This window comes from Pseudomonas siliginis, from assembly GCF_019145195.1.
GTDB lineage: Bacteria > Pseudomonadota > Gammaproteobacteria > Pseudomonadales > Pseudomonadaceae > Aquipseudomonas > Aquipseudomonas siliginis.
The window spans coordinates 286,985-301,342 of sequence record NZ_JAHSTW010000003.1 but is presented as its reverse complement, the minus strand read 5'-3'; the positions used below and the strand labels follow the sequence as shown (position 1 = coordinate 301,342).

General features: G+C 60.8%; 12 protein-coding genes. 8 read left to right on the top strand and 4 right to left on the bottom strand.

The genetic code is table 11. The annotated features are described in order from the left end of the window. Nucleotides 1-249 precede the first annotated feature (249 nt). From KVG87_RS08785 to KVG87_RS08770, 4 genes are all read left to right on the top strand, one after another. A complete protein-coding gene (locus tag KVG87_RS08785; protein WP_217850258.1) occupies nucleotides 250-1,599 on the top strand; it encodes an MFS transporter in 1,350 nt (449 codons plus the stop codon). Between the two features lie 98 nt (nucleotides 1,600-1,697). Further along, on the top strand, nucleotides 1,698-2,390 hold the full coding sequence (locus KVG87_RS08780; RefSeq protein ID WP_217850257.1) for a fumarylacetoacetate hydrolase family protein: 693 nt from the start codon (nucleotides 1,698-1,700) through the stop codon (nucleotides 2,388-2,390). A gap of 34 nt (nucleotides 2,391-2,424) precedes the next feature. Next, entirely contained in the window at nucleotides 2,425-3,183 is a 759-nt protein-coding gene (locus KVG87_RS08775; RefSeq protein WP_217850256.1) for an SDR family oxidoreductase, read from the top strand. 31 nt (nucleotides 3,184-3,214) lie between these two features. Next, nucleotides 3,215-4,171 (top strand): 2-hydroxyacid dehydrogenase, encoded by a 957-nt coding sequence (locus KVG87_RS08770; protein WP_217850255.1) that lies wholly within the window; start codon nucleotides 3,215-3,217, stop codon nucleotides 4,169-4,171. 820 nt (nucleotides 4,172-4,991) lie between these two features. Here the strand turns inward: KVG87_RS08770 and KVG87_RS08765 are convergent. Further along, on the bottom strand, nucleotides 4,992-5,333 hold the full coding sequence (locus KVG87_RS08765; RefSeq protein ID WP_137213401.1) for a YajG family lipoprotein: 342 nt from the start codon (nucleotides 5,331-5,333) through the stop codon (nucleotides 4,992-4,994). A gap of 85 nt (nucleotides 5,334-5,418) precedes the next feature. Further along, nucleotides 5,419-6,060, bottom strand: a complete 642-nt coding sequence (locus tag KVG87_RS08760) for a class II glutamine amidotransferase (RefSeq protein WP_217850254.1) — start codon at nucleotides 6,058-6,060, stop codon at nucleotides 5,419-5,421. Between the two features lie 167 nt (nucleotides 6,061-6,227). Between KVG87_RS08760 and KVG87_RS08755 the strand changes: the two genes are divergently transcribed. From KVG87_RS08755 to KVG87_RS08745, 3 genes are all read left to right on the top strand, one after another. Further along, nucleotides 6,228-6,476 (top strand): hypothetical protein, encoded by a 249-nt coding sequence (locus KVG87_RS08755; protein ID WP_217850253.1) that lies wholly within the window; start codon nucleotides 6,228-6,230, stop codon nucleotides 6,474-6,476. 105 nt (nucleotides 6,477-6,581) lie between these two features. Next, a complete protein-coding gene (locus KVG87_RS08750) occupies nucleotides 6,582-7,739 on the top strand; it encodes a GGDEF domain-containing protein (protein ID WP_217850251.1) in 1,158 nt (385 codons plus the stop codon). Between the two features lie 8 nt (nucleotides 7,740-7,747). Further along, entirely contained in the window at nucleotides 7,748-8,242 is a 495-nt protein-coding gene (locus KVG87_RS08745; RefSeq protein ID WP_217850249.1) for a PaaI family thioesterase, read from the top strand. Nucleotides 8,243-8,313: 71 nt separating this feature from the next. Here the strand turns inward: KVG87_RS08745 and KVG87_RS08740 are convergent, their stop codons facing one another. Next, a complete protein-coding gene (locus KVG87_RS08740) occupies nucleotides 8,314-10,518 on the bottom strand; it encodes an OsmC domain/YcaO domain-containing protein (RefSeq protein ID WP_217850247.1) in 2,205 nt (734 codons plus the stop codon). A gap of 220 nt (nucleotides 10,519-10,738) precedes the next feature. Here KVG87_RS08740 and KVG87_RS08735 point away from each other — a divergent pair, with 220 nt between their 5' ends. Further along, nucleotides 10,739-13,348: a bifunctional diguanylate cyclase/phosphodiesterase gene (locus KVG87_RS08735; protein WP_217850244.1), complete on the top strand. Its 2,610-nt coding sequence runs from the start codon at nucleotides 10,739-10,741 to the stop codon at nucleotides 13,346-13,348. 3 nt (nucleotides 13,349-13,351) lie between these two features. Here the strand turns inward: KVG87_RS08735 and cydB are convergent, their stop codons facing one another. Further along, nucleotides 13,352-14,353 carry a cytochrome d ubiquinol oxidase subunit II gene (gene cydB / locus KVG87_RS08730; RefSeq protein WP_217850242.1) on the bottom strand — a complete coding sequence of 334 codons (1,002 nt, stop codon included), beginning with the start codon at nucleotides 14,351-14,353 and terminating at the stop codon, nucleotides 13,352-13,354. Nucleotides 14,354-14,358 lie beyond the last annotated feature (5 nt).

The following is a 14,358-nucleotide window of genomic DNA, read 5'->3' as shown; positions in this document are numbered from 1 at the left end:
GTACGACCACTGTAATGACCAACGCAGCCCAACCTCTTTCAAAAACAATCAAAGGTGCGCACGTCATGATCCTGCTATTTCCCCTCGCCGCCCCGCCCGACCTCCCCTTGAAATCAATCGCACAAAGACGTTCCTGAACGTCTGAAACCCAGGCTGCAACCCGTTCGATTGCCTTGCCCCACACATTGCGGGCAACGGCATCGGCTGCTCGAAAAATCTCGACTCTTCTAACAATAACGAGGTCTCCGCATGTCCAACTCCCATTCTTCCAGTGCCACGGTGCCGCCGGTGATTGCCGGTGCACGCGATGCCGTTGCGGCGCAGCGTCTGCCTACCCGGCGGCGCTGGTTCATGCTGTCGTTGCTGCTGATCGCGACGATCATCAATTACATCGACCGGGTGAACATCTCGATCGCCGCGCCGTTCATGGCCAAGGACCTGGGCCTGGACAAGATCGAGATGGGCCTGATCTTTTCCGCGTTCGCCTGGACCTATGCCTTGGCGCTGGTGCCGGCCGGCTTCATTGCCGACCGGTTTGGCTCGCGCTTCACCTACGGCGTTTCGCTGATCAGCTGGTCGACCGTCACCGTTTGCCAGGGTTTCGCCACGGGGTTTGCCTCGCTGTTCGGCCTGCGCCTGGCGGTCGGCGCCATGGAAGCCCCGGCTTTTCCGGCCAACAGCCGCGCGGTGACGGTGTGGTTCCCGGCGCGGGAACGCGGGATGGCCAGCAGCATTTACGTGTGCGGCCAGTACCTCGGCACGGCGCTGTTCACCGGCGCGCTGTTGTGGCTGGCGACCACCTTTGACTGGCGCCACGTGTTTTACAGCACTGGCGCACTCGGCATCGTCTTCGGTGTGCTGTGGCTGTACCTGTATCGCGATCCGCTGAGCTGCAAGAAGGTCAGCCAGGAAGAATTGAAGTACATCGAAACCGGCGGCGGTCTGGTCAAGAGCAGCCAGGAGCGCACCCGCTTCAACTGGCGGCAGATTGCCGAGCTGTTCAGCTATCGGCAGATCTGGGCGATCTGCATCGGCAAGTTCGCCAGCACCTCGGCGCTGTACTTCTTCCTCACCTGGTTCCCGACCTACCTGATCGAAGAACGCAAACTGACCATGATCAAGGCCGGGATCTTCGCCGTGCTGCCCTTCGTCGGTGCCACGGTGGGGATTCTGCTGGCCGGCATCGTTTCCGACTTGCTGATCCGTCGCGGCTACTCGATGTCGTTTGCGCGCAAGTTGCCGCTGGTGGTCGGTTCGATGCTGGGCATGTCGATCGTGCTGGTGAATTTCACTGACTCCAACCTGATCTGCATCGCCGTGTTGACCATCGCGTTCTTCGCCCAAGGCATCGCGTCCTCATCGTGGGCGGCGGTGTCGGAAGTGGCGCCAAAAGAGCTGATCGGCCTCACCGGCGGCATTACCAGCCTGGCGGCGAATATCGGCGGCATCGTCACGCCGATCGTGATCGGCGCCATCGTCCACGCCACCGGCACCTTCGCCTATGCCTTCTGGTTTATTGGCGGCGTCGCGCTGATCGGCACCCTCTCCTATTCGTTACTGCTCGGACGCCTGTATCGCATCGAGCTGAAGGTGCGCTGAGGCAAGAACCCGGATTTGTCCAAACGCAGGCGGCTTTCGTCCAACTTCGCCGACGCCAGCCGCCGTACGCTGCCCTTTCAAACAGGATGACCCGCAGGATGAACATGACTGAATACGTCTTTACCCCGGATCTGCCCGTGACTTTGCCGGTACTCGGCACCGAGCAGCGCTTCCCCGTCGGCCGGGTGTTCTGTGTCGGCCGCAACTACCCATGGCCGGACTCGCAAGGCCAGTCGCGCCAGCCGCCGGTGTTTTTCATGAAACCGCCGAGCTGCGTGGTCGATGCCGTCGGCGACATCGCCTTCCCAACAGTGTGCGAGGACTTCGTTCACGAAATCGAACTGGTCGTCGCCATCGGTGAAGGCGGCGCCAATATCCCCGAGGATCAAGCGCTCGCCTACGTGTGGGGCTACGCCGCCGGCCTCGACCTGACCCGCCGCGATGTGCAACGCGCAGCCAAGAGCAACGGCTTGCCGTGGGAAGGCGCCAAGGTGTTCGACGGCGCCGCGCCGATGACTGCCGTCGTCCCGGTGAGCCGCAGCGGCCATCCCGAGGGCGAATTGTGGCTGAACGTCAACGGCGAAGAACGCCAGCGCGACAATCTCGACAGCCAGATCTGGTCGGTCAGTGAAGTAATCGCGCGCATCTCGCAATCCGTGGCCCTGCGCGCCGGCGACCTGATCATGACCGGCAGCCCCGCCGGCGTTGACAGCCTGCAACCGGGCGACGTGATCAGCGCTGGCATAGACGGCATCGGCCACCTGGAAATGCGCGTCGGCCCACGGCCCTGATTCCAGCGGATTGAGAAAAAAGGAGAACAACACTATGACGACCCCTTTGAAAGTTGCGCTGGTCACCGGCGCCGGCAGTGGCATTGGCCGCGCCGTGGCGCTGGGCCTGATGGCTGACGGTTTCACCCTTGTACTCGCCGGACGCCGGCCCGAGCCCTTGCAAGCGCTGGTCGAACTGGCGCAGAGCCAGGGTCACCCAGCGCTGGCGGTACCCACCGACGTGCGCGATCCGGCCAGTGTCGACGTACTGTTCGCGACCATTGCCGAGGTCTACGGCCGCCTCGATGTGGTCTTCAACAACGCCGGCGTCAACGCCCCCGCCGTGCCGCTGGATGAACTGACCTTCGAGCAGTGGCGCAACGTGATCGACACCAACCTCAACGGTGTCTTTCTCTGCGCTCGCGGCGCCTTCGGGCTGATGCGCAAACAACAGCCGCAGGGCGGACGAATCATCAATAACGGTTCGATTTCCGCACACACCCCGCGCCCGTTCAGCAGCGCCTACACCGCGAGCAAACACGCGGTGCTCGGCCTGACCAAATCCCTGGCGCTGGACGGCCGCGAATTCAACATTGCCTGCAGCCAGATCGACATCGGCAATGCCCTGACGGAAATGTCGGTGCGCATGACCAAAGGCGTACGCCAGGCCAACGGCAGCATCGCCGTCGAGCCGATGGTCGACGTCAAACACGTCGCCGATGCGGTGCGCTACATCGCCGCTCTGCCGCTGTCGGCCAACGTCCTGAACATGACCGTCATGGCCAGCGCCATGCCGTTTGCCGGCCGCGGTTGAGCCGGCTTTTTTATTGCGTAACGAGGTAGCCATGAAGCCAGAAATCCTGCAACTGAGCCCGATCCTGATCCCGGCAATCAACGCGCGTCTGGACGAACTGTTCACCGTACGCCGCTACTACCAGCAAGCGGACAAACCCGCCTACATAAACGAACACGGCGCCAACATCCGTGGCGTGATCACCGGCGGTCACACCGGCATCAGCCAGGCGCTGATGGCGCAACTGCCGAACCTGGAAGTCATCGCGGTCAACGGCGTCGGCACCGATGCCGTCGATCTGACCTACGCCCGCGACCGCGGCATCCGCGTCACCGCCACCATCGGCGCCCTCACCGAAGACGTCGCCGACCTCGCCATCGGCCTGCTCATCTCGGTCTGCCGGGGCCTGTGCACCAGCGACCGCTACGTGCGCTCCGGCCAATGGCCACAAAGCCCAACCCCACTCGCCCCGCTGCCCTTGGCCCGACAAGTCTCCGGCATGCGCATCGGCATCGTCGGCATGGGCCGCGTCGGCCGCGCCATCGCCACCCGCGCCGCCGCCTTCGGCTGCCCGATCAGCTACACCGACCTGCAACCGATGAGCGACGTCCCCCACACCTTCGTCGCCGACCTCAAACAACTGGCCCGCGACAGCGACGCCCTGATCCTCGCCGCCGCGGCGGACAAGGGCGAAGCGATCATTGACGCGCAAGTGCTGCAAGCGCTGGGCAAGGACGGTTATCTGATCAACGTCGCCCGGGGCAAACTGGTGAATGAGGCGGATCTGGTGGCCGCGCTTTCAGCGGGAGAGATTGCCGGGGCTGGGCTGGATGTGTTTGTCGATGAACCGAATGTGCCTGAAGCGTTGTTTGCTAATGAACAGGTGGTGCTGCAACCGCATCGGGCCAGCGCAACATTGCAGACTCGCACGCGGATGGGGGAAATGGTGGTGGCGAGTCTGGTTGATACGTTTGCGGGGAAAGTGCCGGTTGGGTGTGTGACGGGGTGAATGGGTTCCGGAGCGCTGTTCGTGATCGCGGCGCACACCGCCTTCGCGAGCAGGCTCGCTCCCACAGGTTTGATTGCGTACATTCAGTGAGAAATGGGGCGTCTGTCAGGCTGCCTTCGCTGGCAAGCCAGCTCCCACAGTTTTTTGTGGCGTGGACATGAATTGGTCAACACCCAACGTCCAATGCAGGCTTGCTCTCAACGGAAAAGCAAAGCGAAGGCCAGATCAAAAGATCGCAGCCTTCGGCAGCTCTTACAGTTTGATTGCGTGCATTCAGTGAGAAATCGGTCGGCTGTCAGGCCGCCATCGCGAGCAGGCTCGCTCCCACAGAAAAGCAAAAGCAAAAGCAGACCCCATCGCTTTTCACCACTCAATACAATGAGCGCAAGCTCGAGTAGCTTTTGATCCTGGAGCCCGTCGGCAGGCTGAGCGGAGGGATTGATCCGGGCGTGGGAGCGCAGCGACCGTACGACGCAGTCGTACACAGCGGAAGGAGGTGCAGCGGAGCAAACCGGAGCCGCTGCGCCCGGATCGATTCCGCAGCGAAGGAACCCCGAGCCCCAGCGAGCGGGCCGAACGTCAGGGCGCAGCCTTTTGGTTACTTTTTGGCGTTTGAAAAAGTGACCCGCTGTAAGAGCGGAACCGTAATCAGCCACACCCGCAGAAACGGATATACACCCAAACCCGAAGAGCATGGTCGGCCCAAAGGCCGCCAAGTCCAAAAAAAAACCCCACAACCGAAAACCAGTGTGGGGCGAAAAAATTGGTTGGTTGCGGCCAACCAAAGGAGCTCTGTCAAAACCCGTCACAAGCGCTCAGATCAAATGCAATCCTGAGCCGCCCGCTCAAAACTTGAAGGCAACAAATTCGACGCCAGCAAATGCCGCTCATAAATGAACACCTTGCCGCCCTTCCCCGCCTTGTACGCCTCCAGCACGTTGTCCGCCGACACCTTGCTCGGCACCACGATCCGATAACTGCGCTGACTCTGCGAAACCGTCGGATTCAACGCACTGCCCTGCAATTTCGGCACCACGCAATCGGCGTACTGCGCCGGCGTCTTGCTGGTCTGCAAGGTCAGGGTCGGATCGTTCGGCGCCGAAGCGCAACCGGCGAGCAACAGGGAAACAAAAGCCATGGCTGGCACGAATAAAGGACGCATGGAGTAAATCCTGAAAATAAAGGTTCGGTTCAACCGGCAACGGTTCGACTTCACGGCGCCGCCGTTGCCATTTACGTTTTAAGAATCAGCTCGACGCCACCAGGGCCTTGAGCGACACATCGAATTGCTTCAGCGCATTGAGTTGCAGGTCACGCTGCTGATTGATCTGCGCGGCGATCTGCGGCGCCGCCTGGTTGTGCACCCAGACCGAAGGCAACTCTTGCTCGATCGCTCCCTCGGCCTTGCCGATGTACTGCAGATCGGCGTCGTAGAACCGTGCGGAAAAACGCGCCTCGACCAAACTGTTGCGCTGAGTCAGCAAGCGGTTGAAGGTGTCGAGCTTGACCACAACGTCCGGATGGGCCTGAACCAGCGCATCGAGGTTGTCGTAGACGGTCACCGAGACGAACTGCTGTTGCAGCGAACTCACCAGCCAGTCGAGGGCCAGTTCCGGGTCGGAGCTGCCGACAAAGGCGTCGCGGATTTGCGAATCCAGTGCGTCTTTGGCGCCGTTGAGCGCCATGTCGTGGTAACGCTCCAGGTATTGCAGGTTCTGCAACGTGTTTTCGCTCAACAACACACCCACGGTCTGCGTGTGCTGCAACGCCGAGGCGCTGGCGACGATGGGTTGCAGGTGACACGACCGGGCTTCGTCTGCGTAAGCCGGTGCGGTAACTACCCCGCCCATCAGCAGGGCGATCAATGCCAGTCGAGTCAGAATGTTCATCGCGCAATTTCCTTGAGCTGCGTCTTCGATGGAGGCGATTTTCCGCCGATCGCCGCCAAAGCAGAACTTGCGTTTCTTGATGGTCACTATTACTTCCAGCAATAGTTGCGTGTCGCGCAGACTGATGCACACTGGATACATCCAAGAAAAATGATGAGGGTCTCGCCTTGAGAACGTTCGATCTGATCCGTGACGCCGTGCTGCCCGATTTCCGCGAGCGCGTGGCCGACTATCTGGTGCAGTACGAAAGCGTCCTGCTGGACAAAAACACCCGCGATGCGCAATTGATCCGCGATACCGCCCAGCAACTGCGCGGTTACCTGCGCGGGCTCAACACCACGCGGGTGCTGGGCATGGCCTATTGGGAAGAGCTCGATCGCCGCGTGGTAGACACCTGGCTAAGCCCGCAAGAGTGACCGCTGGAGCGCCAGTGGTCTGCCCGGCAACGCGCCCCCTGCGAAAAACCTGACCAAACGCTTACAATCGCAGGCCTATTGCCATACAGACAGGCTTGCCCGGAAATGCCGCTCGACCCGCCAACGATGCTGACCATCACGATCGCCCTCGCAGCCGCTGCCGCGCTGTACCTGGCGGTCGAGTGGCGCAGCATCCGTGAGCCTTCGCTACTGTTCTGGAGCGCCGGTTTCGCCACCATCACCATCGGTTCCACCCTGGCTCTGCTGCGCAGCAGCGGTTTTCTGCTGCTGGGCATTTGGTTCGCCAACGGCTTGCTGGTGACCGCGCATTTCTTTTTCCTGCTCGGTGTGGCGCGCTTCACCCAGACCCGACTGTCGCCGGCGTGGTACCTGATTTTCGCGACGTGGCTGATCACGTTGACGTTGCCGGACGGCCCGCTGTGGTCCAAGGCCATGTTGGTGGCCAACTCGCTGCTGGTAGCCATCCCCACGCTGAAGGCCAGTTCGCTGCTGCGTCCACACGGCAAGTCGTTGAGCGTTGGCGCGGTGCAATTGCGTTATGTGCTGCTCGGCCACGGCATCTTCTATGTGGCCAAGGCCCTGACCGTGGTGATCCCCGGCACGCTAATCGATCTGGCGGCGTTTCGTGGCGAGATCATTCAGATCTCGCTGGTCGAAGGCGCGATGGCGATCATGTTGATCGCCCTGTCGATGACCGGCACCGAGCGTTATCGCCGGGAAAAGCAAATCGCCCGCCTCGCCGAGCGCGATCCACTGACCGCACTGTACAACCGCCGGGCGCTGGAAAAACGCACGCCCCGCCTGTTGGCCGGTGTCTCCGCGCAAAGACCGGGTGCGCTGCTGTTGATCGATATCGACAACTTCAAACTGGTCAACGACCAGTACGGGCATATCGCCGGTGATCGCTTGCTGATTGCTCTGAGCGAGATGATCCGCGCCCAACTGCCGCCCCATGCGCTGACGGCGCGGCTGGGTGGCGACGAGTTTCTGATGCTGCTCAACAACGCGTCAGCCGAAGCTATCCTTGAACTGGGCAATGCCTTGCGCGAACAGTTTCTGGCCTTGGCGTCGCACACTTATCCCACGTCCGCTGCGGTGACTTTGAGCATCGGCGCCACCCTGTTCGACAAACCGCCGGCCAGTCTCGCGGCGCTGATCGAACTTGGCGACGCCGCGCTCTATGAGTCCAAACGCGGCGGCCGCAACCGCTTGCGCCTGTCCGGCCTCGCCACTCCAGGATGACCCCAGCCATGTCCAGCCACGCCACCCCGCTGCAAGACCTCGCCGCCCCCGAAGGCGTTTGTTACGGCTGCGGCGGCCGCAATCCGCAAGGCCTGCACGTGAAAAGTCGGTGGGATGAGGACGGCAATCACGTCATCGCCGAGCATCTGCCCGACGCCCAATACTGCGGCTGGCCGGATCTGGTTTACGGCGGGCTGATCGCCATGCTCGTCGACTGTCACTCCAACTGGACCGCCATGGCCTGGCACTACCGCGCAGAAAACCGCGAAGCCGGCAGCCTGCCGCGCATCGACTGCGTCACCGGTAACCTTGGGATCAAGTTCATCAAGCCAACGCCGATGGGAGTACCGCTGCTCTTGCGTGCACGGGTCGAAGGTGAAGTCGGGCGCAAGACCCGGGTGATTTGCGAAGTGTATGCAGGGGAAGTGCTGACGGCAGTGGGTGATTCGGTGTTTGTGCGGGTGGATACGGGGCAGTTGGCCAACGCCGCGCATGGCCGCTGAAGTTAGCTCCTACGAATCGCGAGCAAGTCACGAGCATAAAAAAGCACCCGAAGGTGCTTTTTTATAGGTTTTCAACGCGAAAAGGTTGTCCCTTTCGCCCGCGCCGCATGCAGCTTTTTATAGCTCTCGATCAAGCGCAAATGCCGATCCAGCCCTTCCAGCTTCATGCTCGTTGGCGTCAAACCGTAAAAACGCACACTGCCATTCACCGAACCAATCGCCGCATCCATACGCTCGTCACCAAACATCCGGCGGAAGTTAGCCTCGTAGTCTTCCAGCTCGAGATCCTCGTCCAGCTCCATCTCCAGCACCACATTCACAGCCTGATAGAACAAGCCGCGCTCAACGGTGTTGTCGTTGTATTGCAGGAACGCCTCGACCAGATCCTTGGCCTCGTCAAACTTCTGCAGCGCGAGGTAGATCAGCAGGCGCAGTTCCAGAATCGTCAACTTGCCCCACGGCGTGTTGTCATCGAACTCGATGCCGATCAGCGTGGTGATATCGGTGTAATCGTCCTGCTCGCTGCGTTCCAGGCCCTGAACGAGGTTGCGCAGGCCGACTTTGCTGAGGTTGTGCAGGTTGAGGATGTCGGCGCGAAATTGCAGGGCTTTGTTGGTGTTGTCCCAGATCAGGTCTTCGACCGGGTAGATCTCCGAGTAATCCGGCACGAGGATGCGGCAGGCTTTGGCGCCGATGTGCTCGTAGACCGCCATGTAGACTTCCTTGCCCATGTCTTCGAGGATGCCGAACAGGGTCGCGGCTTCTTCGGCGTTGGAGTTTTCGCCTTGGCCTGAGAAGTCCCATTCGACGAATTCGAAGTCTGGCTTGGCACTGAAAAAGCGCCACGACACCACACCGCTGGAATCGATGAAGTGCTCGACGAAGTTGTTCGGTTCGGTCACTGCCTGCCCCGAGAACGTCGGCTGCGGCAAGTCATTGAGCCCTTCGAAGCTGCGGCCCTGGAGCAGTTCGGTCAGGCTGCGTTCCAGCGCGACTTCCAGGCTCGGGTGCGCGCCGAAGGAAGCGAAGACGCCGCCGGTGCGCGGATTCATCAGGGTCACGCACATCACCGGGAATTCACCGCCCAGCGAGGCGTCCTTGACCAGCACAGGGAAGCCCTGCTCTTCCAGGCCTTTGATGCCGGCGAGGATGCTCGGGTATTTTTCCAGTACCTCTTGCGGTACATCCGGCAGGGCCATTTCGCCTTCGAGGATTTCGCGTTTGACCGCGCGCTCGAAAATTTCCGACAGGCACTGCACCTGCGCTTCGGCCAAGGTGTTGCCGGCGCTCATGCCGTTGCTCAGGTAGAGGTTTTCGATCAGGTTCGACGGGAAGTACACCACTTCACCGTCCGACTGGCGCACGAACGGCAGCGAGCAGATGCCGCGCTGAGTGTTGCCGGAGTTGGTGTCGTAAAGGTGCGAGCCGAGCAGTTCGCCGTCGCGGTTGTAAATGCCAAGGGTGTAGTCGTCGAGAATCTCGCTTGGCAATTCGTCTTTTGGACCCGGCTTGAACCACTTCTCGTCCGGATAATGGACGAATTCGGCGTTGGCGATGTCTTCGCCCCAGAACTGGTCGTTATAGAAGAAGTTGCAATTGAGGCGCTCGATGAACTCGCCCAGCGCCGACGCCAGTGCGCCTTCCTTGGTCGCGCCCTTGCCGTTGGTGAAGCACATCGGCGAATGCGCATCGCGAATGTGCAGCGACCAGACGTTGGGCACGATGTTGCGCCACGAAGCGATTTCGATCTTCATGCCGAGGTCGGCAAGGATCTTCGACATGTTGGCGATGGTCTGTTCCAGCGGCAGGTCCTTGCCGGCGATGTAGGTGCCCGCCTGGGAATCGGACTGCGGCATCAACAAGGCTTGGGCATCGGCGTCGAGGTTGTCGACTTCTTCGATGATGAACTCGGGGCCGGTCTGCACCACCTTCTTCACGGTGCAGCGGTCGATGGAACGCAGGATGCCCTGGCGATCCTTGTCCGAGATGTCGGCGGGCAATTCGACCTGAATCTTGAAGATCTGGTTGTAGCGGTTTTCCGGGTCGACGATGTTGTTCTGCGACAGGCGAATGTTCTCTGTCGGAATATTGCGCGTGTCGCAGTACAGCTTGACGAAGTAAGCCGCGCACAAGGCCGACGACGCCAGAAAGTAGTCGAACGGCCCCGGTGCCGAGCCATCGCCCTTGTAGCGGATGGGCTGATCGGCGATCACCGTGAAGTCGTCGAACTTGGCTTCAAGTCGAAGGTTGTCGAGAAAGTTGACCTTGATTTCCATGCGGGATTACCAGAATACGGCTAAACGAATGGCGGCCATTATCCGGTTTTTGTGCGGGAAGTCTCGCCCTTTCGGGATTCGCCGCTGGCCGGCGCTGCTGGAAATTCCAACGGATTCGCTACACTTTGAAAAAATCCAGGCGATACCAATAACAACAATCTGAACATTGTGCGCTCGCCATTGTTCTAGATTCAGAAGACACCGGATCAAGGACGAGCACATGGCCGTTATTCTCCCTGCGCAGCCAATCCCCACCCCGCAACGCGCCGTGACCCGGCGCCTGGCCATCGCCGTTGGCGCACTGTTCGTCGCTGGCGTTATTGCCGCGATCAGCACCCTGCTTGGCATCGCCAATACCCTTGACGCGAAGGATCTGGAACAGAACCAGTTCTATTCCGTGCGCGCCGTGGAAAACCGCATCACCGCGTCGAAAAACTACATCACCAGTTATGCCTACTGGACCCGCGCCTATGAGGCCTTGAGCGGGCCGATCGACGTCAATTGGGCCTATACCGAACAGAACATGGGCAAGACCCTGTTCACCAGCGACGGCTACGACGGCGTGTTCGTCCTCGATCGCAATCGCACCAAGTACGCGGTGATTCGCGGGCAGATGGTTGAAACCGACGTATCCAGCGTACTGCAAGCGCCCGCCTCGGCGCTGGTCGAGCAGGTGCTGAGTCAGCCTGATCTGACCAAGCCGATCAGTAGCTATTCATTGTTCGAAGGCTGGCCGGCGCTGATCACCGCTGCCGCGATCATTCCCAATGACGAGCGCCCGCTGGATGAATTGAGAAACACCTCGGTGCTAGTGTTCGTCGACAAGCTGACCCCGACCAAACTGCGCAAGATCGGCAGCGGTTATGGCCTGACGAACCTGACCCTGGTCCCGGATGAAACCATTGAGAAAGGCCATCCAAGCGTACCCCTCGACAGCACCGGCTACAGCCTGGTTGCCGACCTGCAGCGACCCGGTCAGCAATTGCTGTGGACGCTGGTGCCACCGCTCGGCGCGACGTTTCTGGTACTGATGCTGCTCACCGCCTATTTTTTCCGCCATGCATTGCGCTCATCGCAATACGTCGACAACAGCATTCATGCCATGCAGGCCTCGAATCAGGCACTCGAGAAAGCCAATCATGCGCTCGAAGCCAGTGAAGAACGCTTTCGCGCCGTGGCCGAAGCGGCGTCGGACTGGATCTGGGAAGTTGATGATCAGTTGTCGCTGACCTATCTGTCGGCGCGCTTCAGCGAAGTCACCGGTTACCCGCAAGCTCTGTGGCTGGGCCACGACATCGGCGAATTACTGTCTTGCGACACCACGCCACTGGAGCTATGGCTGCGCAAACTCAGCGAAGAAAACAGCGCCGGCGATTTGCGCTGCACTTATCGCGATCACTCCGGGCAGCCACGCCACTGCCGGCTCTCGGCGCGGCCGATTTTCGACAAGGACAGCGTCGTCGGCTATCGCGGCACTGCTAGCGACATCACCGACGAAGTCGCCGCCCATGCGCAGATCCAGCACCTGTCGATGCATGACGCCCTGACCGGCCTGCCCAACCGCAACAAACTGGCGCGTTATCTCGACGACGTCCTGGTATTGAAGGAACACGCGCCGCCGCTGTCGCTGCTGATGATCGATCTGGACAATTTCAAACCGATCAATGATTCCCTCGGCCATCCTGCCGGTGACGCGGTTCTCCAGGAAGTCGCCACGCGCCTGCGCGAATGCACCCGCGAGCACGACATCGTCGCCCGTCTCGGTGGTGATGAATTCGTCGTGGTGCTCAACGGCATGGACAGCCATAACGAGATCGACAAATTCTGCACACGGCTGATCGGCAGCCTGCATCAGCCGATCCTCTACGAACAGCATCCGCTGCACATCGGCGCCAGCATCGGCATCGCCCTGAGTCGCCGGCACGGTTTTGCCGCCAGCGATCTGATCCGCTACGCCGACATCGCGCTGTATCAGGCCAAATCCGACGGCAAGAACACCTGGTGCTTCTTCGAAGCGCACATGAGCGACCAGATCCAGACGCGCCGGCAAATGGAAGATGACCTGCGCCATGCGCTCAAGCACAACGAATTCGTCCTGCACTATCAGCCGCGCTACAAGGTCGATGGCAAGCACATCGTTTCGGTGGAGGCGCTGGTGCGCTGGCAGCATCCGACCGAGGGCTTGCTCGGGCCGGACGTATTCATTCCGCTGGCCGAACAGACCGACCTGATCGTACCGCTGGGCCGCTGGGTGCTGCGCGAAGCCTGCGAAACCGCGCTGGAATGGCCCCATGACATTCTGCTGTCGGTCAACCTCTCGCCTGCGCAGTTCGCCCTCAGCGATGTCGTCGAGGATGTTCGTGAAGTGCTGGTGGAAACGCGTTTCCCGGCCAGCCGTCTGGAGCTGGAGATCACCGAGAACGTGATGCTCAATGACACCGACGGCGCGCTGACCACCATGAATCAGCTCAAGGAGCTGGGCGTGCGTCTGAACATGGACGACTTCGGCACCGGCTATTCGTCGCTCGGTTATCTGCGCGCCTATCCGTTCGACGGAATCAAGATCGACAAACGCTTCATCGCCTCAATCAGCAGCGGCACCAACGACCGTGCCGTGGTGCAAGCGATCATCGGTCTGGGCAAAGCCATGGGGCTGACGGTGACGGCCGAAGGCGTCGAAACCGAGGAGCAACTGGCGATTCTCGGCAAGGATCAATGCAACGAGGTGCAGGGTTATTTCATGAGTCGACCGATCGACAAGGCGGCTTTTGCTGATCTGCTACGGGCTTCGCGACTGTCGCTGGTGAGCAAAAAAGGTCGGGTGACGTGAATATCAGCCATCGCTGGCAACGCGCACTTTGCCGCTGAACACGCGGAAACCAAACGTGTTGTAGGCCAGGGTGATGGGGATCAGCACGGCGAATCCGACCAGCATCAAGATCTGGCTGGTGGGGCTTGAGGCTGCTTCGCTCAAAGTCAGATCCGGCGGGATGATGAATGGATACAGCGCGACCAGCATCACCGTGAACGCCAGCACGAAAACGCCCAGTGCGGCGAACAGCGGGATGAAGTCGAAGCGGCTGTGAAAGCCTTTGCTGAATACCCATCCCAGAGCACAGAGGATGACCCCTGCCGGCAACCACAGCCGAATTTCGGCATGCCGCCGGGCGTATTGCGGCTGCAACGTCGCCGTCCATGCGATCAGCACCAGCAATAACGCCACGACGACCAGCGCCAAGACGCGGGCCTGGCGGGCCGAGTGCTGCTGCAACTCATCAAGGGTGCGCCAGTACAGCCAGCACGTCCCCAGCCAGACGTAACCGAGTACCAGCACCAAACCGCAAAACACCGGGAACGGATTCAGCCAGTCGCGGCCATCGCCAATGTACTGACCGCCCTGATGCGCAACGCCTTGCACGAGAGTGCCGAGCACCATGCCCTGGACAAACCCGGTCAGCAGCGAAGCCAGGGCCAGCACGCCGTCGACGATGCGCTTGCGTCGCTCGTTCGGTGCGTAATCGCGAAATTCCAGCGCCATGGCCCGCACAATCAAGGCGAGGAACATCAAGATAAAAGGCACATACAGGGCCGGCAGCAAGATCGCGTACGCCAGCGGAAACAGCGCCAGCAGCCCTCCGCCGCCGAGCACCAGCCAGGTTTCGTTCGCATCCCACACCGGCAGAATCGACACCGCCATCACCCTGCGCTGCTTGCTGCAAGCCGTGAGACCCATGAGCATGCCGACGCCCAGATCGGTGCCGTCGAGCACCACGTAGTTCATCACCGAGAACGCCAGTGCGGCGGCGCACAACAGAGTCAGCCAGTCCGTGTCCATGTCTG

Bases quoted from the DNA above. Each gene is read 5' to 3' on its own strand.
- KVG87_RS08775 (WP_217850256.1), top strand. From the start codon at position 2,425: ATGACGACCCCTTTGAAAGTTGCGCTGGTCACCGGCGCCGGCAGTGGC.
- KVG87_RS08750 (WP_217850251.1), top strand. From the start codon at position 6,582: ATGCCGCTCGACCCGCCAACGATGCTGACCATCACGATCGCCCTCGCA.
- KVG87_RS08760 (WP_217850254.1), bottom strand. From the start codon at position 6,060: ATGAACATTCTGACTCGACTGGCATTGATCGCCCTGCTGATGGGCGGG.
- KVG87_RS08780 (WP_217850257.1), top strand. From the start codon at position 1,698: ATGAACATGACTGAATACGTCTTTACCCCGGATCTGCCCGTGACTTTG.
- KVG87_RS08765 (WP_137213401.1), bottom strand. From the start codon at position 5,333: ATGCGTCCTTTATTCGTGCCAGCCATGGCTTTTGTTTCCCTGTTGCTC.
- KVG87_RS08745 (WP_217850249.1), top strand. From the start codon at position 7,748: ATGTCCAGCCACGCCACCCCGCTGCAAGACCTCGCCGCCCCCGAAGGC.
- cydB (WP_217850242.1), bottom strand. From the start codon at position 14,353: ATGGACACGGACTGGCTGACTCTGTTGTGCGCCGCCGCACTGGCGTTC.
- KVG87_RS08740 (WP_217850247.1), bottom strand. From the start codon at position 10,518: ATGGAAATCAAGGTCAACTTTCTCGACAACCTTCGACTTGAAGCCAAG.
- KVG87_RS08735 (WP_217850244.1), top strand. From the start codon at position 10,739: ATGGCCGTTATTCTCCCTGCGCAGCCAATCCCCACCCCGCAACGCGCC.
- KVG87_RS08770 (WP_217850255.1), top strand. From the start codon at position 3,215: ATGAAGCCAGAAATCCTGCAACTGAGCCCGATCCTGATCCCGGCAATC.
- KVG87_RS08785 (WP_217850258.1), top strand. From the start codon at position 250: ATGTCCAACTCCCATTCTTCCAGTGCCACGGTGCCGCCGGTGATTGCC.